Source organism: Nostoc sp. (genome assembly GCF_036916575.1).
In the GTDB taxonomy this organism is placed as follows: domain Bacteria; phylum Cyanobacteriota; class Cyanobacteriia; order Cyanobacteriales; family Nostocaceae; genus Nostoc.
The window spans coordinates 61,145-78,219 of the sequence record NZ_JBALGC010000016.1; the positions used below are offsets into that span (position 1 = coordinate 61,145).

A 17,075-nucleotide genomic window follows, 5' to 3' on the forward strand; every position below is an offset into this window, starting at 1 on the left:
TTATGCAAGCACAGCGATTCGCCATCATCAATGGTGATGACTTTGGTTTCTCTAAAGGAGTTAATCAAGCAATTATCAAAGCACACAAAGAAGGAGTGCTAACTAGTACCAGCCTGATGGTGAGCGCTGATGCTGCAAAAGAGGCTGTCACTTTGGCAAAGGCCAATCCAAACCTGGCTGTTGGACTACATCTTGTGTTGGTCTGTGGTCGTTCTGTCTTACCGCCAGAGCAAATTCTCCATTTAGTTGACAAACAAGGTAACTTTTCCAACAGTCCATTTTTCGCTGGGTTGCGCTATCAATTTGTTAAGCAAACCCATCAAGAACTGCGCCAAGAAATTCGCGCTCAATTAGAAAAATACCGTTCTACTGGTTTGCCTCTTTCTCACGTTGATGGACATTTGCATTTGCATATACATCCGGTAATCTTGCGTATTTTAGTTGACTTGGCAGCAGAATTTGATATTAAAGTTATTCGTCTTCCCAGCGAAGAACTGGGGATGAACTTGAAAATTAATCGCAGTCATCTACTGACAAAGCTAGTTTGGTCAGGAGTATTTGGCAAATTATGCCGCTATGGTAAGAAGCTGTTAGAGTCTCAAGGTATTAGCTTTACCCAAAGAGTTTATGGTTTATTGCAAACTGGTGGTATTACAGAAGAATATTTACTTGGGTTGATACCCCAAATTCAGGCAAACTTGGTGGAGATTTACTCTCATCCAGCGATGCCTACGGCGGGCTTCTCTACGAGACGCTGCGCGAACGCCAACGCAATTCATGACAATCCTTTGAATGGAGAACTAGGGACAGGTGAAGCAGAACTTGCTGCATTGTTAAGTCGTCAGGTACGCGAAGCGCTTCTGAGTAACGGCTTTGAAATTACTAACCATCATTTCCTATCCCAACGTACCACTTAAATTTGATTTTTCATAATTCAAAGTAATAGCTTTGTCATCCAAACCTCATTTAATGTACATACAAAAATCCTAAACTTCTTGGCAGTGAATCTAGAAAATGCTAATACTAATTGCCTGGTAATCAATGGCTATGTTTGCATCTACCCTCTTAACAAATCTTCACGCAATTGCTAGTAATTTTTTTCTAATTTTGTGCATATCATCTGTTTTGTTTTATTGCTATGCAATTTATGCTGCAATAACTTTTTTTGCTGTTCCCCAGGCAATTGATCGAGAGTTTCATCCACCTGTTAGTATCCTCAAACCTATTTGTGGACTTGATAGTAATGCTTATGAAAACCTAGCCTCATTTTGTCAACAGGACTATCTAAAATATCAAATCATCTTTGCAGTACGAAATTATCAAGACCCTTGCATAGAGGTTGTAGAGAAAATCATCCACAATTTTTCAGATTTGGATATTTTGCTGATTGTAAGCGATCGCGTCATCGGTACAAACCTGAAAGTTAGCAATTTGGCCAATGCCGCAGCCAAAGCTAAATACGAAATTCTAGTCCTTGCTGATAGTGACATCCGAGTTGGAACAGACTATTTGCAAAGAGTTATCCAGCCGTTACAAGACGAAAACGTGGGTGTAGTTACTTGTATGTATCGAACTTTAACTCAAGGATGGATATCGACATTAGAGGCTATTATTACTAATACTGAGTTTCACGCTGGGGTTTTAGTCAGCAACATCCAGGAAAATGGTATAAAATACGCCTTTGGTTCCACCATTGTCATCCCGAAAAAAGTACTAGAAGCTATCGGTGGATTTGAAGCGATCGCTGATTATCTGGCAGATGATTTCCAACTTGGTTATCTACCTGTCCAAGTAGGTTATAAAGTTGTGCTTTCCGACTACATAGTTGAACACGTACAGATAAGCAAAAACTTAGTTGATGCCATCAAGCGACAGATTCGTTGGGCGCGTGGTAAACGAGTTTCTCGTCCTTGGGGTTATTTAGGACTAATTTTTACCTATGGTATTGTCACCAGCTTGCTGCTGCTGATTGCTACAGATGGTTCAATACTAGGATGGCTAGGATTATGTATCTGTTGGGTAACAAGATTGGTAATGGCTTGGATTGTTGGTACTATTAGTTTAAAAGATCCAATTGTCAAAAAGTTTCTGTGGCTCGTTCCTGGGTGCGACTTGTTAAGCTTTGTTATTTGGTGTTTTGGCTTTATTGGCAACACTATAGAGTGGCGGGGACAACAATTGAAGCTAACTAAAGATGGAAAGCTACTAATACAAGAAGACAGAAGTTGTGAATTATCAATTATCAATTAATATTTGACTAAGTAAATGGGCAAGAACAAATCAAACTATCTTAGAGCATATTTGAAAAGTCATGTTTGATTTATCAAATATTTTTTGACCCCACCCTAACCCTCCCCTTGTCAAGGGGAGGAAACCAGATTTTCTTGTTTCCGCCCTTTACAAGGGGGATTAAGGGGGGGTAATAATGTGATTAAAATTACAACATACTACTTTTCAAACATTCTCTTACTAATGTTAAATTAACTAGCTGAGTTTCAAGCTCAAAATGAATTGTTGGTGCTTGAGAACTTTGTCCCTAACTCCATCATCGAGCAGTTCTTGGCGCTGTTGCCGTCTTTGCAACCTGTTAAGCTGTTACGCATTTAACTTGCAATAACAGCTCTACAAAGATATTCCAGAACAGGAGACGGAAATGTGATCGCTCTCCTTAACCCCTGGTACTCTAGTATTATTCAATGGTGACAAACTTTACCACAGAGTTACTCCTTTGGGTGAAAATGAACAGCACATTGTCTTGACTTTAGAGTACGTCACCGACACCCGCATGGGTATGCTAAAACGTTTTGTCTCGAATATGAAAGATGCGATCGCCTATTTTGGTTTTCGTCAAGTGTTTCGCATTTGGGGCAATTAGCTTTTATATTCCCCAATCACCTCGATTTTACCCACAATGTTGCTGTTTAACTCTTCCAGTTCTTCGGCTGCAATCCACCATTCTGTATGATATGAAGCCCCAACTTGATGAACTTCATACTTATCCATGAAAACTTTCTTAACCTCAAACCGTGTAACATAACCTACGCCACTGTCCCTTATATTCCATTTAGTCGCAATTTCCTGGGCATACTGCTCGTTTGTAACTGGATAAAAAATTGGTTGTTCAGGTAGTCTCGGTGGCCATTTGGTGTAGTCGCTTTGCTTAACTAGTTCTAGCTCTTTTGGGCCAGTGGGGCGATACAGAGTTACTGTTTCTTCCATGTTAAGAATTAATTAACAAATATTGTCTTGAGCAAAAAGCAGTCATTATAAATACTGGGAAAATTTCCAGATTTCCTGGTATTTTAGCTTTGTTGGTGACTTGACGATGAAGGCAATTATATTAGCTGCTGGCGTTGGACGACGCTTAGGTAAAGATGGGCAAATCCAACCCAAATGCTTACTGAAATTTAACGGCAAATCTCTATTAGAGCGCCATTTTAACTATCTTCGTCATTACCAAATTGAGGAAGTAGTGATTGCTGTGGGTTACCAAGCACAAAAAATTCAGGAGGAAATCAAAGCATTAGGAGCCGAAAATTGGGTCAGTACAGTTTATAATCCTGACTACACTAAAGGTAGTGTTATCAGCCTTTGGACTTTACGTCAACATCTAGTTGCTGGCGATGACATATTATTAATGGATGCAGATGTATTGTACGATCGCCGCATCATCGAACGACTGGTAAAGACAAATATCCCCAACTGCTTCTTACTGGATCGGGATTTTGAACCGGGAGATGAACCCGTAAAGCTTTGCGTCAGAGATAATTATCTCGTAGAGTTTCGCAAACAAGTAGCTCTTGGTTTGGCTTATGATTTGATTGGCGAGTCAGTGGGATTCTTTCGTTTTGGGAGTGCTGCTGCTCACCGGATTGCTACTCGCACAGAACAATATGTTGCAGATGGACTGGATGATCAACCTTATGAAGAAGTAATTCGGGATCTGCTGTTAGAAACTCCCGAAACATTTGGCTACGAAGATATCACTGGTTTACCTTGGCTTGAAATCGATTTTCCACAAGATATTCAACGTGCCCAAAACGATATTTTACCTCAGATAGAAGTCGCAGAAAATGTCTGAAAATATTTTAATTCATAGCGGTTATCGTACCCTGCGAGAAGCCGCTACGCGTCTATGGATGCATTACAGTCTGACCTCTCTCCAAACCTCTCTCCTTTTAGGAGAGAGGCTTTGAATCTTACTCCTCTTCTCTTGCAGGGAAGGGGCTGTTCTTGTTAGGTCTGTATTCCAATTGAGAACCCCTATATTATATAGTTTGAGAAAAGCAGAATAGATGCATCAAATATTTGCACCCATTGACAACGCTACAAAATTAAGTAAGTGTGCCCAACTGCGGGTATTACTAGAATCGCCTCAACTCGACTTCATCATGGAAGCTCACAATGGGATTAGCGCCCGCATTGTGGAAGAGGCTGGATTTAAAGGAATTTGGGGCAGTGGACTCGCCCTTTCTGCTCAATATGGCGTTCGAGATAATAATGAAGCCAGTTGGACTCAAGTTGTAGAAATGCTGGAGTTCATGTCTGATGTCACAAGCATTCCCATCTTATTAGACGGGGATACTGGTTATGGCAACTTTAATAATATGCGTCGCCTAGTTAAGAAGTTAGAACAGCGAGGTATTGCTGGAGTCTGTATTGAAGATAAGCTTTTTCCCAAAACCAACAGTTTCATCAACGGTAGTCGCCAAGCTTTGGCTGATATTGATGAATTCTGCGGCAAAATTAAGGCAGGCAAGGATAGTCAGACAGACCCAGATTTCTGCATCGTCGCCAGACTCGAAGCTTTGATTGCCGGGTGGGATCTCTCAGAGGCAATGCGCCGAGCTGAAGCTTACCATGCAGCCGGAGCCAACGCCATCCTGATTCACAGTAAATCATCGCGTCCTGACCAAGTGCTAGCCTTTGCCAAAGAGTGGGCGGGCCGTTCCCCGTTAGTGATTATACCGACCAAATATTACAGCACTGCTACCGATGTCTTTCGCAAAGCTGAAGTTAATTTAGTCATCTGGGCAAATCATCTGATTCGAGCTGCTGTTGCTAGTATGCAAGCGATCGCCCGCGAAGTCAAAGCCAGCGAAACTTTAATCAACATTGAAGATGATATTGCGCCTGTGAAAGAAATTTTCCGGCTACAGGGGGCTGATGAACTCCAAGAAGCTGAAAAACGCTACTTCAACAATGGACGCCACGATACCCAAGCGATCGTTTTGGCTGCTAGCAGAGGCCAAGAATTAGCAGGGTTAACGCAAGATAAACCAAAAGTAATGTTACCCCTTGGAGGTAAACCCTTACTTAGGTTATTGGTGGACAAATTCAAAAAACTTGCCATCAACGATATTACCGTTGTCGCGGGTTACAAAGCAGAAACTATAGATGTTCCGGGGACTTTAGTCATCCGCAACCCAGATTATGAAACAACAGGAGAATTAGCATCCTTAGCCTGCGCTCAAACCAGCTTCAGCGACGAAATGCTGGTGCTTTACGGCGATTTACTATTTAGAAGCTACATCCTGCGGGATTTATTAGAATGTCCCGGAGAAATTGTGGCTGTGGTTGATTCTGTGGCCAACAGCAAGTCTATTAGCGGTTCACCTGACTACGCTTATTGCTCAATTCCAGACGACCTTTCTCTGTTTGGACAGGATGTCAAGCTGTTGAACGTTTCTAAAACAATGCAAACGCAATTGGGGAAATCTAGCGGTCGCTGGATTGGGATGCTGCGCCTACGGAGTCAAGGTAGACAGTGGCTGAGTGAAGCACTCAATGAATTGCAAAAACGACCGGAATTCAACAGTCTGGGTTTGCCAGAATTATGCAATTATTTAATCGAGCAAGGGAAACCGATCAAGGTACTTTATATTCGTGGTAACTGGTTAGATGTTAATTCTTTAGATGATCTTGACCTTGCTTTTCAATTGAAACAATAGGGAGTGGAGAGTTAGGAGTTCTAAGCTTGAGGCTTTGTATTCTGAGGTGAGTTCAATGAACCTCTCCCTGACTTGAACTAAAGTTCAACTCTGTCCCTCTCCGATTCGGAGAGGGACGGTTTTGCGTAGTAAAACCAGGGAGAGGTTTTTTGATTTATTTTGTTAGGCGAACACCACATAAGCCGTCGAACTCACGTTATTCTGAGGTTGAGGTTCTGAGTTCAGAGGTCGAAGTTTCGAGCTAAAAGGTCGGAGTTCCGAGTAAAAAGGTCGAACTTCCGAGTTCAAAGGTCGAAGTAATAATCTTTCCTCTCAATTTCCCGCTCCCTATCTCAAAAATTACTGTAAATTTTTAATTATGCTCCAGGCAGAGGAATTTGTAGAAGCTGCGCGTAATCTAGGCTTTGAGTGGTACACTGGCGTACCCTGTTCTTTTCTGACGCCTTTTATTAACTACGTCATCAATGACGTTCAACTTAGATATATCTCCGCAGCCAATGAGGGAGATGCTGTGGCGATCGCAGCCGGAGCAGCAATTGCTGGTAAACCAGCCGTAGTAATGATGCAAAACTCTGGTTTGGGGAATGCTGTTAACCCGCTAACCTCTTTAAATTATATCTTTCGGATTCCGCTGCTGCTGATTTGTACCCTGCGAGGCGATCGCTTGTTGCAAGATGAACCGCAACATCAACTGATGGGGCAAATCACAGATAAATTGTTGCAAACAATGACTATACCTTGGGAATTTTTTCCCACAAACGCAGCAGAAATAGAACCAGTTATGACAAGAGCTACAGCCTACATGCAACAAGAGTGCTGTCCTTATGCTCTAATTATGCGTAAAGGAGCGATTGCACCCCATGCACTCACCCGTTCTTCTATCCCCGAACGAGAAAATAGTAGTAGCGCTCATATTCAGCAAAGCTTTTTTCGGGATCACAAAGAACAACGCGTTTCTCGCAGCGAAGCATTGGCTCGGATTGTGGAACTTACCGATACCGAAAACACTGTAGTAATTGCCACCACCGGATACACGGGACGCGAACTCTTCGCCAGCAAAGACAGCGCCAATCATCTTTATATGGTCGGGTCAATGGGTTGTGCTTCCTCAATGGGATTGGGACTATCCTTAGCACGTCCAGACCTGAAGGTAGTGGTAATTGATGGCGATGGGGCAGCACTGATGCGAATGGGTAATTTTGCTACTATCGGCACTTATGGCGGTGCTAACTTGATCCATATTCTTTTAGATAATGAAGTCCACGATTCCACAGGCGCACAAGCCACAGTCTCTGCGGGTATTTCCTTTGCCAAAATTGCCGAAGCGTGCGGTTATGGCGTTACATTAGCCGGAGACGACCCCGCCCTTTTAGATGCCTTATTTACCGCAGATACCAACACTAAACCTAAATTCGCTCATCTGAAAATCCGTCCCGGAACTTTAGAAAAGTTACCCCGACCCAATATTACCCCGGAAGCAGTTTTGCAACGCTTCATGAAACATATTGGTTCCAACTGCCAATAAAATTCTAACTTTTGTACAGACGCGATTAATCGCGTCTCTACTCCTAACTCCTGTACAGACGCGATTAATCACGTCTCTTTGCTAATGATTTTACTAAATCCCGGCCCCGTCAATTTGAGCGATCGCGTCAGAAATGCCCTGTTGCGTCCCGATTTGTGTCATCGTGAAGTAGAATTTTCTCAACTTCAAAGCAAAATCCGCGAACAGCTACTTCAAGTTTATGATCTTGAAGGCAATCGCTGGGCAGCAGTTCTCCTCACGGGTTCTGGTACCGCAGCGATGGAAGCGATGATCAGCAGTTTAGTACCCAAAGATGGGAAATTACTAGTAATTGAAAACGGTGTATATGGCGAACGACTATCCAAAATCGCCAAAATCCACGGCATTAATTACATCACACTTTCTCATCCCTGGAATGCCGAAATAGATATCAACGGTTTAGTCAAACTCCTGGATGAAAACACCGACATCACCCACCTTGCTGTCGTCCATCACGAAACTACTACCGGTCGCCTAAATAATTTGCAGGAACTTGCGCCAATTTGTCAAGAACGCCGCATCAAACTCCTAGTGGATGCAGTCAGCAGCTTTGGTGCCGAGGAACTGAATTTTGCAGATTGGGGAATCACCGCTTGCGCTGCGACAGCCAATAAATGTCTGCATGGTGTCCCAGGAACCTCCTTCGTCATCCTGCGACGGGATGCACTGCCCTCAGTAGACACAATCCCCCGCACCTTATATTTAGATTTAGGAACCTATTGCCAGCAGCAAGACCGAGGCGGCACACCTTTTACGCAATCAGTACAGACATTTTATGCTTTAACAGAAGCTTTGCAAGAAATGGCAGAAGCAGGGGGTTGGCGTGCCAGACACAGCCATTACAACCAACTTGCCAGCTTAGTTAAAGACGGGTTAGCCTCAATTGGAATTAAACCCCTACTTCCTCTTGGCAGTTCATCCGTTGTCTTAAATGCCTACTATTTGCCAAACGGTTTTAGCTATGAAGAATTTCACGACCAACTGAAAGCACAAGATTATATCATTTATTCTGGACAGGGAAATTTAGCTCAATCTATCTTCCGAGTCTCGACAATGGGAGCTATTACCCACGCTGATATGGAACGCTTTATTGTTGTTGTTAAGGAAATTATTCGGTGAACTGACTTTTCACTTCAGAAACCTAACCCCCTAACCCTCTTCCCGACGCGCAAGGTGGTTTCATACGAAAAAAGAAAAATACATAAGTCTTGATTTCTCGTGAAAGTAGCATGGCTTTTTCCCTCTCTCCAAACCTCTCCCCCACGGGGGGAGAGGCTTTGAAACCCAGTTTTAGTTTTTCTCTGCTTGTATGAAACCACCCTGCTAACCCCCTTCCCGACGCGGGAAGGGAGAAAATTCAAAGTCTCTCTCCTTTAGGACTTACGCAAAAACTCTCTGAAACTCTTATTTCTTTGTGTCCTTCTCTACGAGACGCTGCGCGAATGCGTCCTTTGCGGTTCGTTTTTTCATAATTTTGCATAAGTCCTGTCCTTGTAGGCTACGGTGTACACACAAGTGCTAGTAAACTACTAAATACCGTGAAAAGTCAGGTTGACGTTGAGATGTGCGATCGCATTTACCAGTGGGAATCATAACAAACAGATTCATTACGGTAAATATCCAATGGCTTACCAAAACATTACCGCCTCCCTTTCTCCAGCAGATATCCAAGAAATTAAAGCAGCCTTTGCGACTATCCAAGCAAAGATGCCTTTTCTCGTGACTCTAAGTGCAGAAGAACGACGCAAGTTATTTAAGATGGGCGATAAAAGACTAGCTTTTGTCAACACTAGCCTGATTGCTGCCCAATCTAACAAGGAAATCTTACCAGCCAGCTTTGATTTAGATGAGTTTATCCGGGATTATCAACTAGCCGCTAACCTCACCGAACTGTTGATTGGACTGCGACAACTGACAGAACAAGTAGATGATACTTTAATGGCAGTCGGTAGCGAAGCAATGGGTAGCAGTTTGACTGTTTATGATTACGTCAAGACAGCTGCTAAGAAAACTCCAGGATTAAAAACTATTGCTGAACAATTAGGTGAACGGTTTAAAGCGATTAAAAGTAAACCTACAAAACCTGCATCTGATTCATAACCTGTAAACATTGCCAGATCCTCATGTAGAGACGCGATTTATCGCGTCTAAAAACTGGCACGTTAGAGAGACGCGATAAATCGCCGTCTCTACAGAGAATGTACTCGTCAATTATTCCTTGACAGACTAATATTTTCGACTTGTGTGTACACTGTAGCTCCGACTCAGAGAGGGACAGACTTGAACTAAAGTTCAAGGCAGCAAGAGGTTTGTTAAATTTACGTTAAATGAGTCTTTAATACTCGTTAATGAACCTCAGAGCTTCGGCGATGAACCTCAAAGCTTCGTCAATGAACCTCAGAGCTTTGTCGATGAACCTCAAAGCTTCGTCAATGAACCTCAGAGCTTTGTGAATGAACCTCAGAGTTTTGTGAATGAACCTCAGAGCTTTGTGAATGAACCTCAGAGCTTCGTTAATGAGTCTTTAATACTCGCCCCCAAGCATTAAAGACTCTCAATCAGGAATTAGAAATTGCAAGGTTGTTATTATACCCATAACCGCGTGTAATCTGCCGCCTTGCCCCCAATTATGCTCACCATACCCCGTCACACCAGCAAGCTCTCGCTCTTTTTCCTTTTCTGTTTTACCCTACTTCTAACTCTTTTCCTTTGTTTGCCTTGGGTAAGCGCCAAAGAAAAACCTAAACCCAAACCCCAAGATTGGCAAATTAACGGTATATCAGCAGCCCTTGATGATGGATACGACAAAGTTAAGGAATATGCTCTCTACCAATTAGGTGAATATAATCTCAAAGATTTAAAATCTGTCGGCAAGAAGCCAGAGGAAATTGCTCAAAAAGCTGCCAAAATCCTTAAGGATGAAAAGGTGTCCCCCGACGTTCGTTCAGGTGCGGCAGTGGCATTGGGCAACCTGGGGTCAGCGGCGGCTAACTACGTCCCTGACATCCTCAATTTCCTCAAGGATGAAAAGGTGGACGCCAACCTTCGGTCACGTGCGGCAGTGGCATTGGGCAAGATCAGAAAACTGGAGTTAAAGGAAGTTATTGTAATTCTGAATAATGTTTATGAACCTGGAAGTTTAGAATATCTAGATTGGCGTTTTCTTACTTATTTCCTGAGTGGAGGCACTGAGGAGGTGAAAACTCTACTAAAATGGCTTGGCTCTCCTCAAGTAGTTCCTGACAAGCTCACACACGATGAAGGCGTCAAAACCCTCAACGTATTCCTGCAAGTTTGCAATAGTAGTCAAGGGCTAGAACGCTTACGCAACGACTTAGCCAAGCAAATCTCGGAAGTTACAACTAACAAAAACGTGACTTGGAAATTACAGAATATTGTCTTACTGCAAAACCATTACAGCAACCTGGAACAAGTCCACTCTACCAACGCTAATGCCGTGCAGTCAGCAATAGATAAATTGAAAGTGTGGCGGTGGTTCGTCCTTGCTAGAAACACCATCCTCATTCATGCTGCCTTTTGGCTAGCCCTGATCTTTGCCTACCCCAAATTCCCCCAAGTCCAAGCCATCTTCTTTTGGAACCCGTGGGTACGCCGAATTCTCGGTATCGGCTATGTCGGCTTTCTCCTCGCCTGGGTTCCCTTCCTGCGCCGCAAACTCTTTGAGCCGTTCCAGCCTTCTCTATTAGCCGATGCCGGCTTAGATAACTTTAATGACAAAACATACTTCCCAGAGTCCAGAGTTAAAATTCCCAATTCCGAAGAAATCCTTCCAGTTACCACAGCATTACCCAGTATCAAAGGGCAAATTGTCTTAGAAGGCGATTCTGGTTTAGGCAAGTCGATGTTTTTGCGCCATCTTGTCAAAAACTCCCAGCGAATTCTTGTCTATCTCCCCGCCCAAAAGTGTAATAAAGGCGTAATTGAGGCAATCCAAGACAAGCTACACGGCCAAGCCAAAGATGCCGACTTCCTAAAAAACCTGATTTACAGTGGTGCGATTGACATCTGCATCGACGGACTCAACGAAGTCACCGCCGACACACGGGCAAAAATCTGCCAGTTTGTCGAAAGCTATTTCCGGGGCAACATTATAATGACTACCCAGCCCCTAGAGTGGACACCGCCCTCAACAGCAAAAATATACTACTTGCAACCCCTTGAGCAACAACAAATTCAAGAATTTTTGATATCCCGTCAGCCGCGACTCCCCCAAGATGCCAAAGTTCAAGGCGATGATTACGCCAAAGCCTGCACCAATTATTTAACAGAAGTCCTCAATAACCAGCAAGCCAAAGAAGAGTTAAACGCTGCCCAACGAACTCTTTCCAATCCAATGGATTTAACAGTGGTAGCGCTGATGTTATCACAAGGTAAATATCCAAACTTGTTTCGCCTACAAGAACAGCAATACAATTTAATGGCGGCAGAATACCTCAAAGAATGGAATCAAGAATTTCCCTTAAAAAAATTCTCAGCCGCCGTCTACCAAATGCGACTCGAAGACAAACAAGCTTTACCCGCAGATGAATTTTTCCAAGTTGCCATGTCTTTGTCAGACGAGAAATACAAAATGGTAGTCAGCCGTCAGTGGCAAGATAAAAAAGGCGAAGCTCAGAAAGAATGGTACTTCCGCCACGATAAAATCATGGACTTCTTTCTCGTGCAAAACTTTCTCGGCGAAACTGATGCTGCCGAAGGACTATTAGTTGATAGAATGGGCGACCCCCGATTTCGTGGCGTTTATTTCTTGCTAACAACCTTACTTGAGATAGATGCAGCCAAAAAACTGCGGGAAGAATTGATTCAATACGCCGCCGACACCAAAGACAACACGGTGAGTAATACTTTCGTGCAGTTGTTGCGGACTAGATAGTGCAATACGCTTGGCTTTGTGGAAATTTATAGCGCTTCTGGGCTAAGTGTAATACAGACCTAACAAGAACAGCCCCTTCCCTACTAGCGTTGGGGAATAAAATTCAAAGCCTCTCTCCTTTTAGGAGAGAGGTTTGGAGAGAGGTCAAAGTGTATTGCATCCATTCGAGAACCGCTATATCTGTTAAGGCAGGCTGTTCTTGAGCAGGGGGAGCAGGGGAGGCGGGATAGAAGCGCAATGTGAGATTTCATTTATTACAGCTATTTTCAGGTAAATAGACCACGCGGTAGGGGCACAGCATTGCTCATTGGTGTCAACTTAAGAAGATAAAGCCCAAATTTGTTGAGTGTAAGCGTCAATCTGTCGATGACGCTTACGCCTGGTTTTGACTAATCCAAACAGCTTTTGACGTTCCACAAGATAAGGAACAGCATCACTAGCATCACCACGGATAACAGCTTGGGAAAAATGGTATAAGCCACGAAAGACCATTTCTGTAGAAATGCGGTCTAAGGGTTGGTTGAGAGCGAGAGTGCTTCGCACACGCTTCGCGAACGCTACATCAATGCATAATTGATTGAGAACAGCGTAAAAAATCCAAGTAGCCAGAATTTGGATTTGTACGCCATTGGAATCACCAACCCAGATATAAGCCAAACCCAAAAGCCTTTTTGTCAGCAAAAATGCGTCTTCAACACGCCAACGACGACGATATAATTCACAGACTTGCTGTGCAGATAACATTTGTGGGTCAACTACATTAGTCAGATAGTAATACCAAGTTGCACCCCACAACACAGAAACTAAGCGGACTTGCTGCTGACAAGGATTCGAGCGGTATTCACCCATATTGATAATTTCATCACGATAGAATTGACCACTACTCAAACAACAAAGTACTGTGTAGGCAGTTTTATTTCGCAATCTTGTGACAAAAAACTTGTTGGCATTTGTGAATTCATCAAACCAAGGAAATTTAAAAAATCCCAAGTCAAAGATTAATAATCCATTCACTGGCAAGTGTTCTAGTAACTTGTCACACCAAGTTTTATCATTGGCTGTGCTGTTAGGCGTATACCAGACTGTGACTGGGTTGTGAGTGAATGCTGTCACCACCATCATTATTTTTCCTGCCACAGTTTTTTCTGTGTCTTGGAGTGCTTTGAGTTTCCTTGTGAGTGCTTCTAAGGTCGAACCATCGGCAATCCAGATGGCTGTAAATCTTTGATTCACATGGAGCCATTTTGGCTCTATAGCCGTATTGTTATCTGGCTGTTGAATTCTCTCAATTACTTGCTCAAAAATCTGCGTCAACAATTTTATTGGTAGTGTTCTAAGTCTTTTTGATATTGCTTGAGCACTCACTTCAATTCGACCTACCCACAATAATCCTTCCTCGTTGAGTACTCGTTGCACTTCCCTTAATCCGGCTATCTGCCGATATACCAAACTTAATACTACTGCCATCATTACAGGCAATGTTAGTATCCGTGATCGCAGTTTTTTTTCGTCCTTGTCTGAATATAACTTGAGTGGCTTGAAGCTAGCTGGTGATAGCAATGAATATAGTTGTTTTTCAATTTCTTCGATTGGTGGCGCTGGTACATGTTTTTGTTGCCGCAGGTCTGGGTTGCCTTTTCGCGCTGGACGTTTTGTGCTCATGATGTATCACTAAGAACATCAATCAAGATGTTCTGAGATTACATCTTTTGCTTACTTTTTGTTTAAGTTGACACCAATGAGCATTGCTGTGCCCCTACGATAGATGTGGTTCAAATACATGAAAACTGCTGTAATAAAGATATAGCTACGGCAAAACTTGTGTGTACACCGTAGCTTTGTAGGAAAGAAATTTAGAGAGAAGTTTCAAATATCTTTAACAAGGCATCAAAGCATCTAATCTCCCCAGTACTGCCATATCTTCTGCATCTAGCTCCGTCGGAATACCACTGCGAATCAATTCCGAAAAGTTTTCATTGGGAACCATAACAGTTAACGTGTACAAACGAGTAGAACCAGTATTTTTAATCAAATGAGTCCCAGTGGGAGGCACCAATAAACTATCTCCAGCTTTGATCGTGGTAGTCTTGCCGTCACACATAGCGATCGCTTCCCCTTTGAGAACAAAAAACATTTCCACTGCCCACTGATGGCGATTTGGCGGTGTTTGTCCACCAACATCAAAAATTTCTATGCAGCAAGTCAAGGAAGTATTAGCATTTGTCGAATCAAAGATAATTGCTAATCGATTAGAGTCATTGGGACTGATGCGATATACTTGGTAATCTTTGGGAGATTTGATCACCGGAATTACACAACGAGTAGCGTTCATTTATTTATCCCCTTTGAAGTTATTGATGGGTATGAAAATTCCTAAAATCCAAGTCCTGAATATTCAGTTGTTAGTTGTATGTCTAAATCACTTTCATCACCTGTACAGACGCGATTAATCGCGTCTCTCCTACTCCTCACTCTTTTGCAGCGCTGTTAAAATTGCTTGCGAGTCAGTGACAAAACCGAAGCATTGTTTGACGTTGTACAATGTCGCCAGCCAACAATATTCAGGAGAAGTGGTAGCGGTACAGTCTTTAACTAACACGCAGTCATATCCTAAGAAGTTGGCATCACATAATGTGACTAGCACACATTGATCAGCATTAACACCAGCAAAAAATAATGTTGTCCTTCCCAGATTCCGCAAGATACTATCTAATGGTGTATCCCAAAACCCACTCATCCGGTATTTATCTACACGAATATCTTCGGGAATCTGTTCTAGTTCGTCTACTACTGCCGCTGCCCAACTACCTGCCATGAGTACTCTAGCACCATTGCTTGGCAGTGGATCGCCTAATCCCACACCCTCACCTGTGGGATTATAGACATGACGCGTACCAGCACTAATATTGAGCAAGTCGGGACGATTCCCCCAATTTACCCAAATGACTGGAACACCAGCCTCACGCAGTTCTGGAAGTAAGTTGTTCAAAGGTTCAATAGGCTGACGCCCTGGAGTTACGTCCACGCCGATATGCGCTAACCAGCCATCAGGGTGACAGAAGTCGTTTTGCATATCAATGACGAGGATAGCAGTTTTTGCCAAGTCTAAATGCAGGGTTTTAGTTTCTGTTGATAAAATAACGGGTTGTGGGGTCTTTTGAGGACGAGTGATATCTGCGATCGCATCATTCACTGTCCACGCATTTGGCGCAACTCCCAATGTCCGAAAAGGCAAATTCATAAAATTGCAATACCCAACACCATTTTCTATTTTGTAACTTGAAATTTAGTTGAAAATACAATTACTTAATCAAGGTTAAATATGGTAAGTTTCACCATCCAGAATGTATTGATTGCCGTCCGTGATAATTATGCAACAGTAGATGTACAGGTTGTAGATGGTGCGTAGGCGTTTATAGTCATTGCCATTGTTTTATTATTTAACTCTGGTTTGCTCAATAGACTAGTACCGCAAGGCAAAAGTCACTCATTCAAAAGTATTATGGAATAAGCTCTTTAGGGCTTTTCAATAGTCTGCTCGTCTTGCAAAGTGACGCTCCTGCGGACGCTCGTTCCTCTCTACGAGACGCTGCGCGAACGCTACCGCTTCGCTAACGAAGAGGCTGCGCTAACTGATGCTGAAGGCGGGCTACGCCAACGGCGGGAACCGCCGCTCAACGCCAGTGACGCTTCTGCGTCGCTACCGCTACGCTAACGCCCAAGTCGGGAAACCCGCCCAAGCGACTGGCTCGACTTTGTGCTATTTACGCGCCCGCTGTACTAAAGGACTTTGCTATTTCTAAGGATGGTGGTGTTACAGCTAGGTTTCAGCAACTAAAACAAGAGGTCAATGAGCAGAAAAAATAAATTGATGAGCCTCTGGAGAACCCAATCGCGTAGCGTCTTTGCCAAGAGAAGGGTACGAAGTATTCGCGCTTTCGTCTTTTAGAGAAGTAATTTCAGTTTTTGCAATTGCTTCTCTACTAGACGCTACCGCGAACACTCCACTGGCTTCGGTTTGCAAGAGTTTGAGGTTACTTGCTGCCGCTCAACTGTGCTTTAGTGTCAAGCAGTCAAAAGCTTAAGTCTTGGATACCTTCTGCCTCCTGCCTTGTACGCAGAATGATCACAAAATCGCGTTGCTTCCCGGAAGGAATGCCCTACTCCTTTATTCAATCCAATTTCAGATTAACGTGAATGACCAAAATAGTTTTATGATTCTCTACGAAAGCATATTTGAAATTATTTGGGGACAAATACCGCATGAGTGGGTTTTGGGATACGCCATTAGATAGTATCTTGCGGAGTCTACTAGCAAAATATTCTCAAGCTCATTCTGGAACATGGTGAATGGTAAATCATCTGAAGTGATTCTGTGCAATGCTGGTGTTGAACGTTCTTCCAGGGTCAAATAAAGTGCAGGGAGATGAAAAAGTATGGCTGAACACTCATTTCATGACCAACTAAGTTTAGAGGAACAAACTGAGAAATTGGCAAAGCAAGCATTAACATCGGGTTTGATTCCAAGTTTTGTGGTGCATTACTTTCCTGATACCTGGGTATTCTATATTCCTAATGAAAGTCAATCACAACCACTGACACCAGAAGAGGCATACCTTCGTTTAAAGCAACTGGTTAAACAGTAAATATTTTGACGACAGATTTT

General features: G+C 43.0%; 15 protein-coding genes. 11 read left to right on the forward strand and 4 right to left on the reverse strand.

Going from position 1 to position 17,075, the window contains the following annotated elements:
* Positions 1 to 2: 2 nt before the first annotated feature.
* From hpnK to V7L29_RS05190, 3 genes are all read left to right on the forward strand, one after another.
* The gene (gene hpnK, locus V7L29_RS05180; RefSeq protein ID WP_334734750.1) at positions 3 to 917 is read left to right on the forward strand and encodes a hopanoid biosynthesis-associated protein HpnK; all 915 of its coding nucleotides are present in this window, start codon (positions 3 to 5) and stop codon (positions 915 to 917) included.
* Between the two features lie 130 nt (positions 918 to 1,047).
* Positions 1,048 to 2,250: a bacteriohopanetetrol glucosamine biosynthesis glycosyltransferase HpnI gene (gene hpnI, locus V7L29_RS05185; RefSeq protein ID WP_334734751.1), complete on the forward strand. Its 1,203-nt coding sequence runs from the start codon at positions 1,048 to 1,050 to the stop codon at positions 2,248 to 2,250.
* A gap of 478 nt (positions 2,251 to 2,728) precedes the next feature.
* On the forward strand, positions 2,729 to 2,875 hold the full coding sequence (locus V7L29_RS05190; protein ID WP_334688587.1) for a hypothetical protein: 147 nt from the start codon (positions 2,729 to 2,731) through the stop codon (positions 2,873 to 2,875).
* On the opposite strand, the gene V7L29_RS05195 is transcribed toward V7L29_RS05190, so the two are convergent.
* Positions 2,872 to 3,219, reverse strand: coding sequence for a hypothetical protein (locus V7L29_RS05195; RefSeq protein ID WP_334734752.1), 348 nt, complete (start codon positions 3,217 to 3,219; stop codon positions 2,872 to 2,874). The genes V7L29_RS05190 and V7L29_RS05195 overlap by 4 nt on opposite strands.
* A gap of 106 nt (positions 3,220 to 3,325) precedes the next feature.
* On the opposite strand from V7L29_RS05195, the gene V7L29_RS05200 reads away from it, so the two are divergent.
* From V7L29_RS05200 to V7L29_RS05225, 6 genes are all read left to right on the forward strand, one after another.
* Positions 3,326 to 4,081, forward strand: coding sequence for a phosphocholine cytidylyltransferase family protein (locus tag V7L29_RS05200; protein WP_334688585.1), 756 nt, complete (start codon positions 3,326 to 3,328; stop codon positions 4,079 to 4,081).
* 214 nt (positions 4,082 to 4,295) lie between these two features.
* Positions 4,296 to 5,951 carry a phosphoenolpyruvate mutase gene (gene aepX / locus V7L29_RS05205; RefSeq protein ID WP_334734753.1) on the forward strand — a complete coding sequence of 552 codons (1,656 nt, stop codon included), beginning with the start codon at positions 4,296 to 4,298 and terminating at the stop codon, positions 5,949 to 5,951.
* 358 nt (positions 5,952 to 6,309) lie between these two features.
* Positions 6,310 to 7,476, forward strand: coding sequence for a phosphonopyruvate decarboxylase (gene aepY / locus V7L29_RS05210; RefSeq protein WP_334734754.1), 1,167 nt, complete (start codon positions 6,310 to 6,312; stop codon positions 7,474 to 7,476).
* A gap of 84 nt (positions 7,477 to 7,560) precedes the next feature.
* Positions 7,561 to 8,634 (forward strand): 2-aminoethylphosphonate aminotransferase, encoded by a 1,074-nt coding sequence (locus V7L29_RS05215; RefSeq protein ID WP_334734755.1) that lies wholly within the window; start codon positions 7,561 to 7,563, stop codon positions 8,632 to 8,634.
* 504 nt (positions 8,635 to 9,138) lie between these two features.
* Positions 9,139 to 9,615: a hypothetical protein gene (locus V7L29_RS05220; RefSeq protein ID WP_334734789.1), complete on the forward strand. Its 477-nt coding sequence runs from the start codon at positions 9,139 to 9,141 to the stop codon at positions 9,613 to 9,615.
* A gap of 613 nt (positions 9,616 to 10,228) precedes the next feature.
* Complete coding sequence (locus V7L29_RS05225) at positions 10,229 to 12,409, forward strand: HEAT repeat domain-containing protein (protein WP_442944133.1); 2,181 nt, start codon at positions 10,229 to 10,231, stop codon at positions 12,407 to 12,409.
* A 318-nt stretch (positions 12,410 to 12,727) separates the two neighbouring features.
* Here V7L29_RS05225 and V7L29_RS05230 read toward each other — a convergent pair whose 3' ends face one another.
* The 3 genes from V7L29_RS05230 to V7L29_RS05240 form a co-directional block, all read right to left on the reverse strand.
* Positions 12,728 to 14,071 (reverse strand): IS4 family transposase, encoded by a 1,344-nt coding sequence (locus V7L29_RS05230; protein WP_334734757.1) that lies wholly within the window; start codon positions 14,069 to 14,071, stop codon positions 12,728 to 12,730.
* 214 nt (positions 14,072 to 14,285) lie between these two features.
* Positions 14,286 to 14,741: a cupin domain-containing protein gene (locus V7L29_RS05235; RefSeq protein WP_334734758.1), complete on the reverse strand. Its 456-nt coding sequence runs from the start codon at positions 14,739 to 14,741 to the stop codon at positions 14,286 to 14,288.
* A 129-nt stretch (positions 14,742 to 14,870) separates the two neighbouring features.
* A complete protein-coding gene (locus V7L29_RS05240) occupies positions 14,871 to 15,650 on the reverse strand; it encodes a cysteine hydrolase family protein (protein ID WP_334734759.1) in 780 nt (259 codons plus the stop codon).
* A 394-nt stretch (positions 15,651 to 16,044) separates the two neighbouring features.
* Here V7L29_RS05240 and V7L29_RS05245 point away from each other — a divergent pair, with 394 nt between their 5' ends.
* Together V7L29_RS05245 and V7L29_RS05250 are read left to right on the forward strand one after the other, a co-directional pair.
* Positions 16,045 to 16,212 carry a hypothetical protein gene (locus V7L29_RS05245; RefSeq protein ID WP_334688577.1) on the forward strand — a complete coding sequence of 56 codons (168 nt, stop codon included), beginning with the start codon at positions 16,045 to 16,047 and terminating at the stop codon, positions 16,210 to 16,212.
* A 633-nt stretch (positions 16,213 to 16,845) separates the two neighbouring features.
* On the forward strand, positions 16,846 to 17,055 hold the full coding sequence (locus tag V7L29_RS05250; RefSeq protein WP_334688576.1) for a hypothetical protein: 210 nt from the start codon (positions 16,846 to 16,848) through the stop codon (positions 17,053 to 17,055).
* The last annotated feature ends 20 nt before the right edge of the window (positions 17,056 to 17,075 follow it).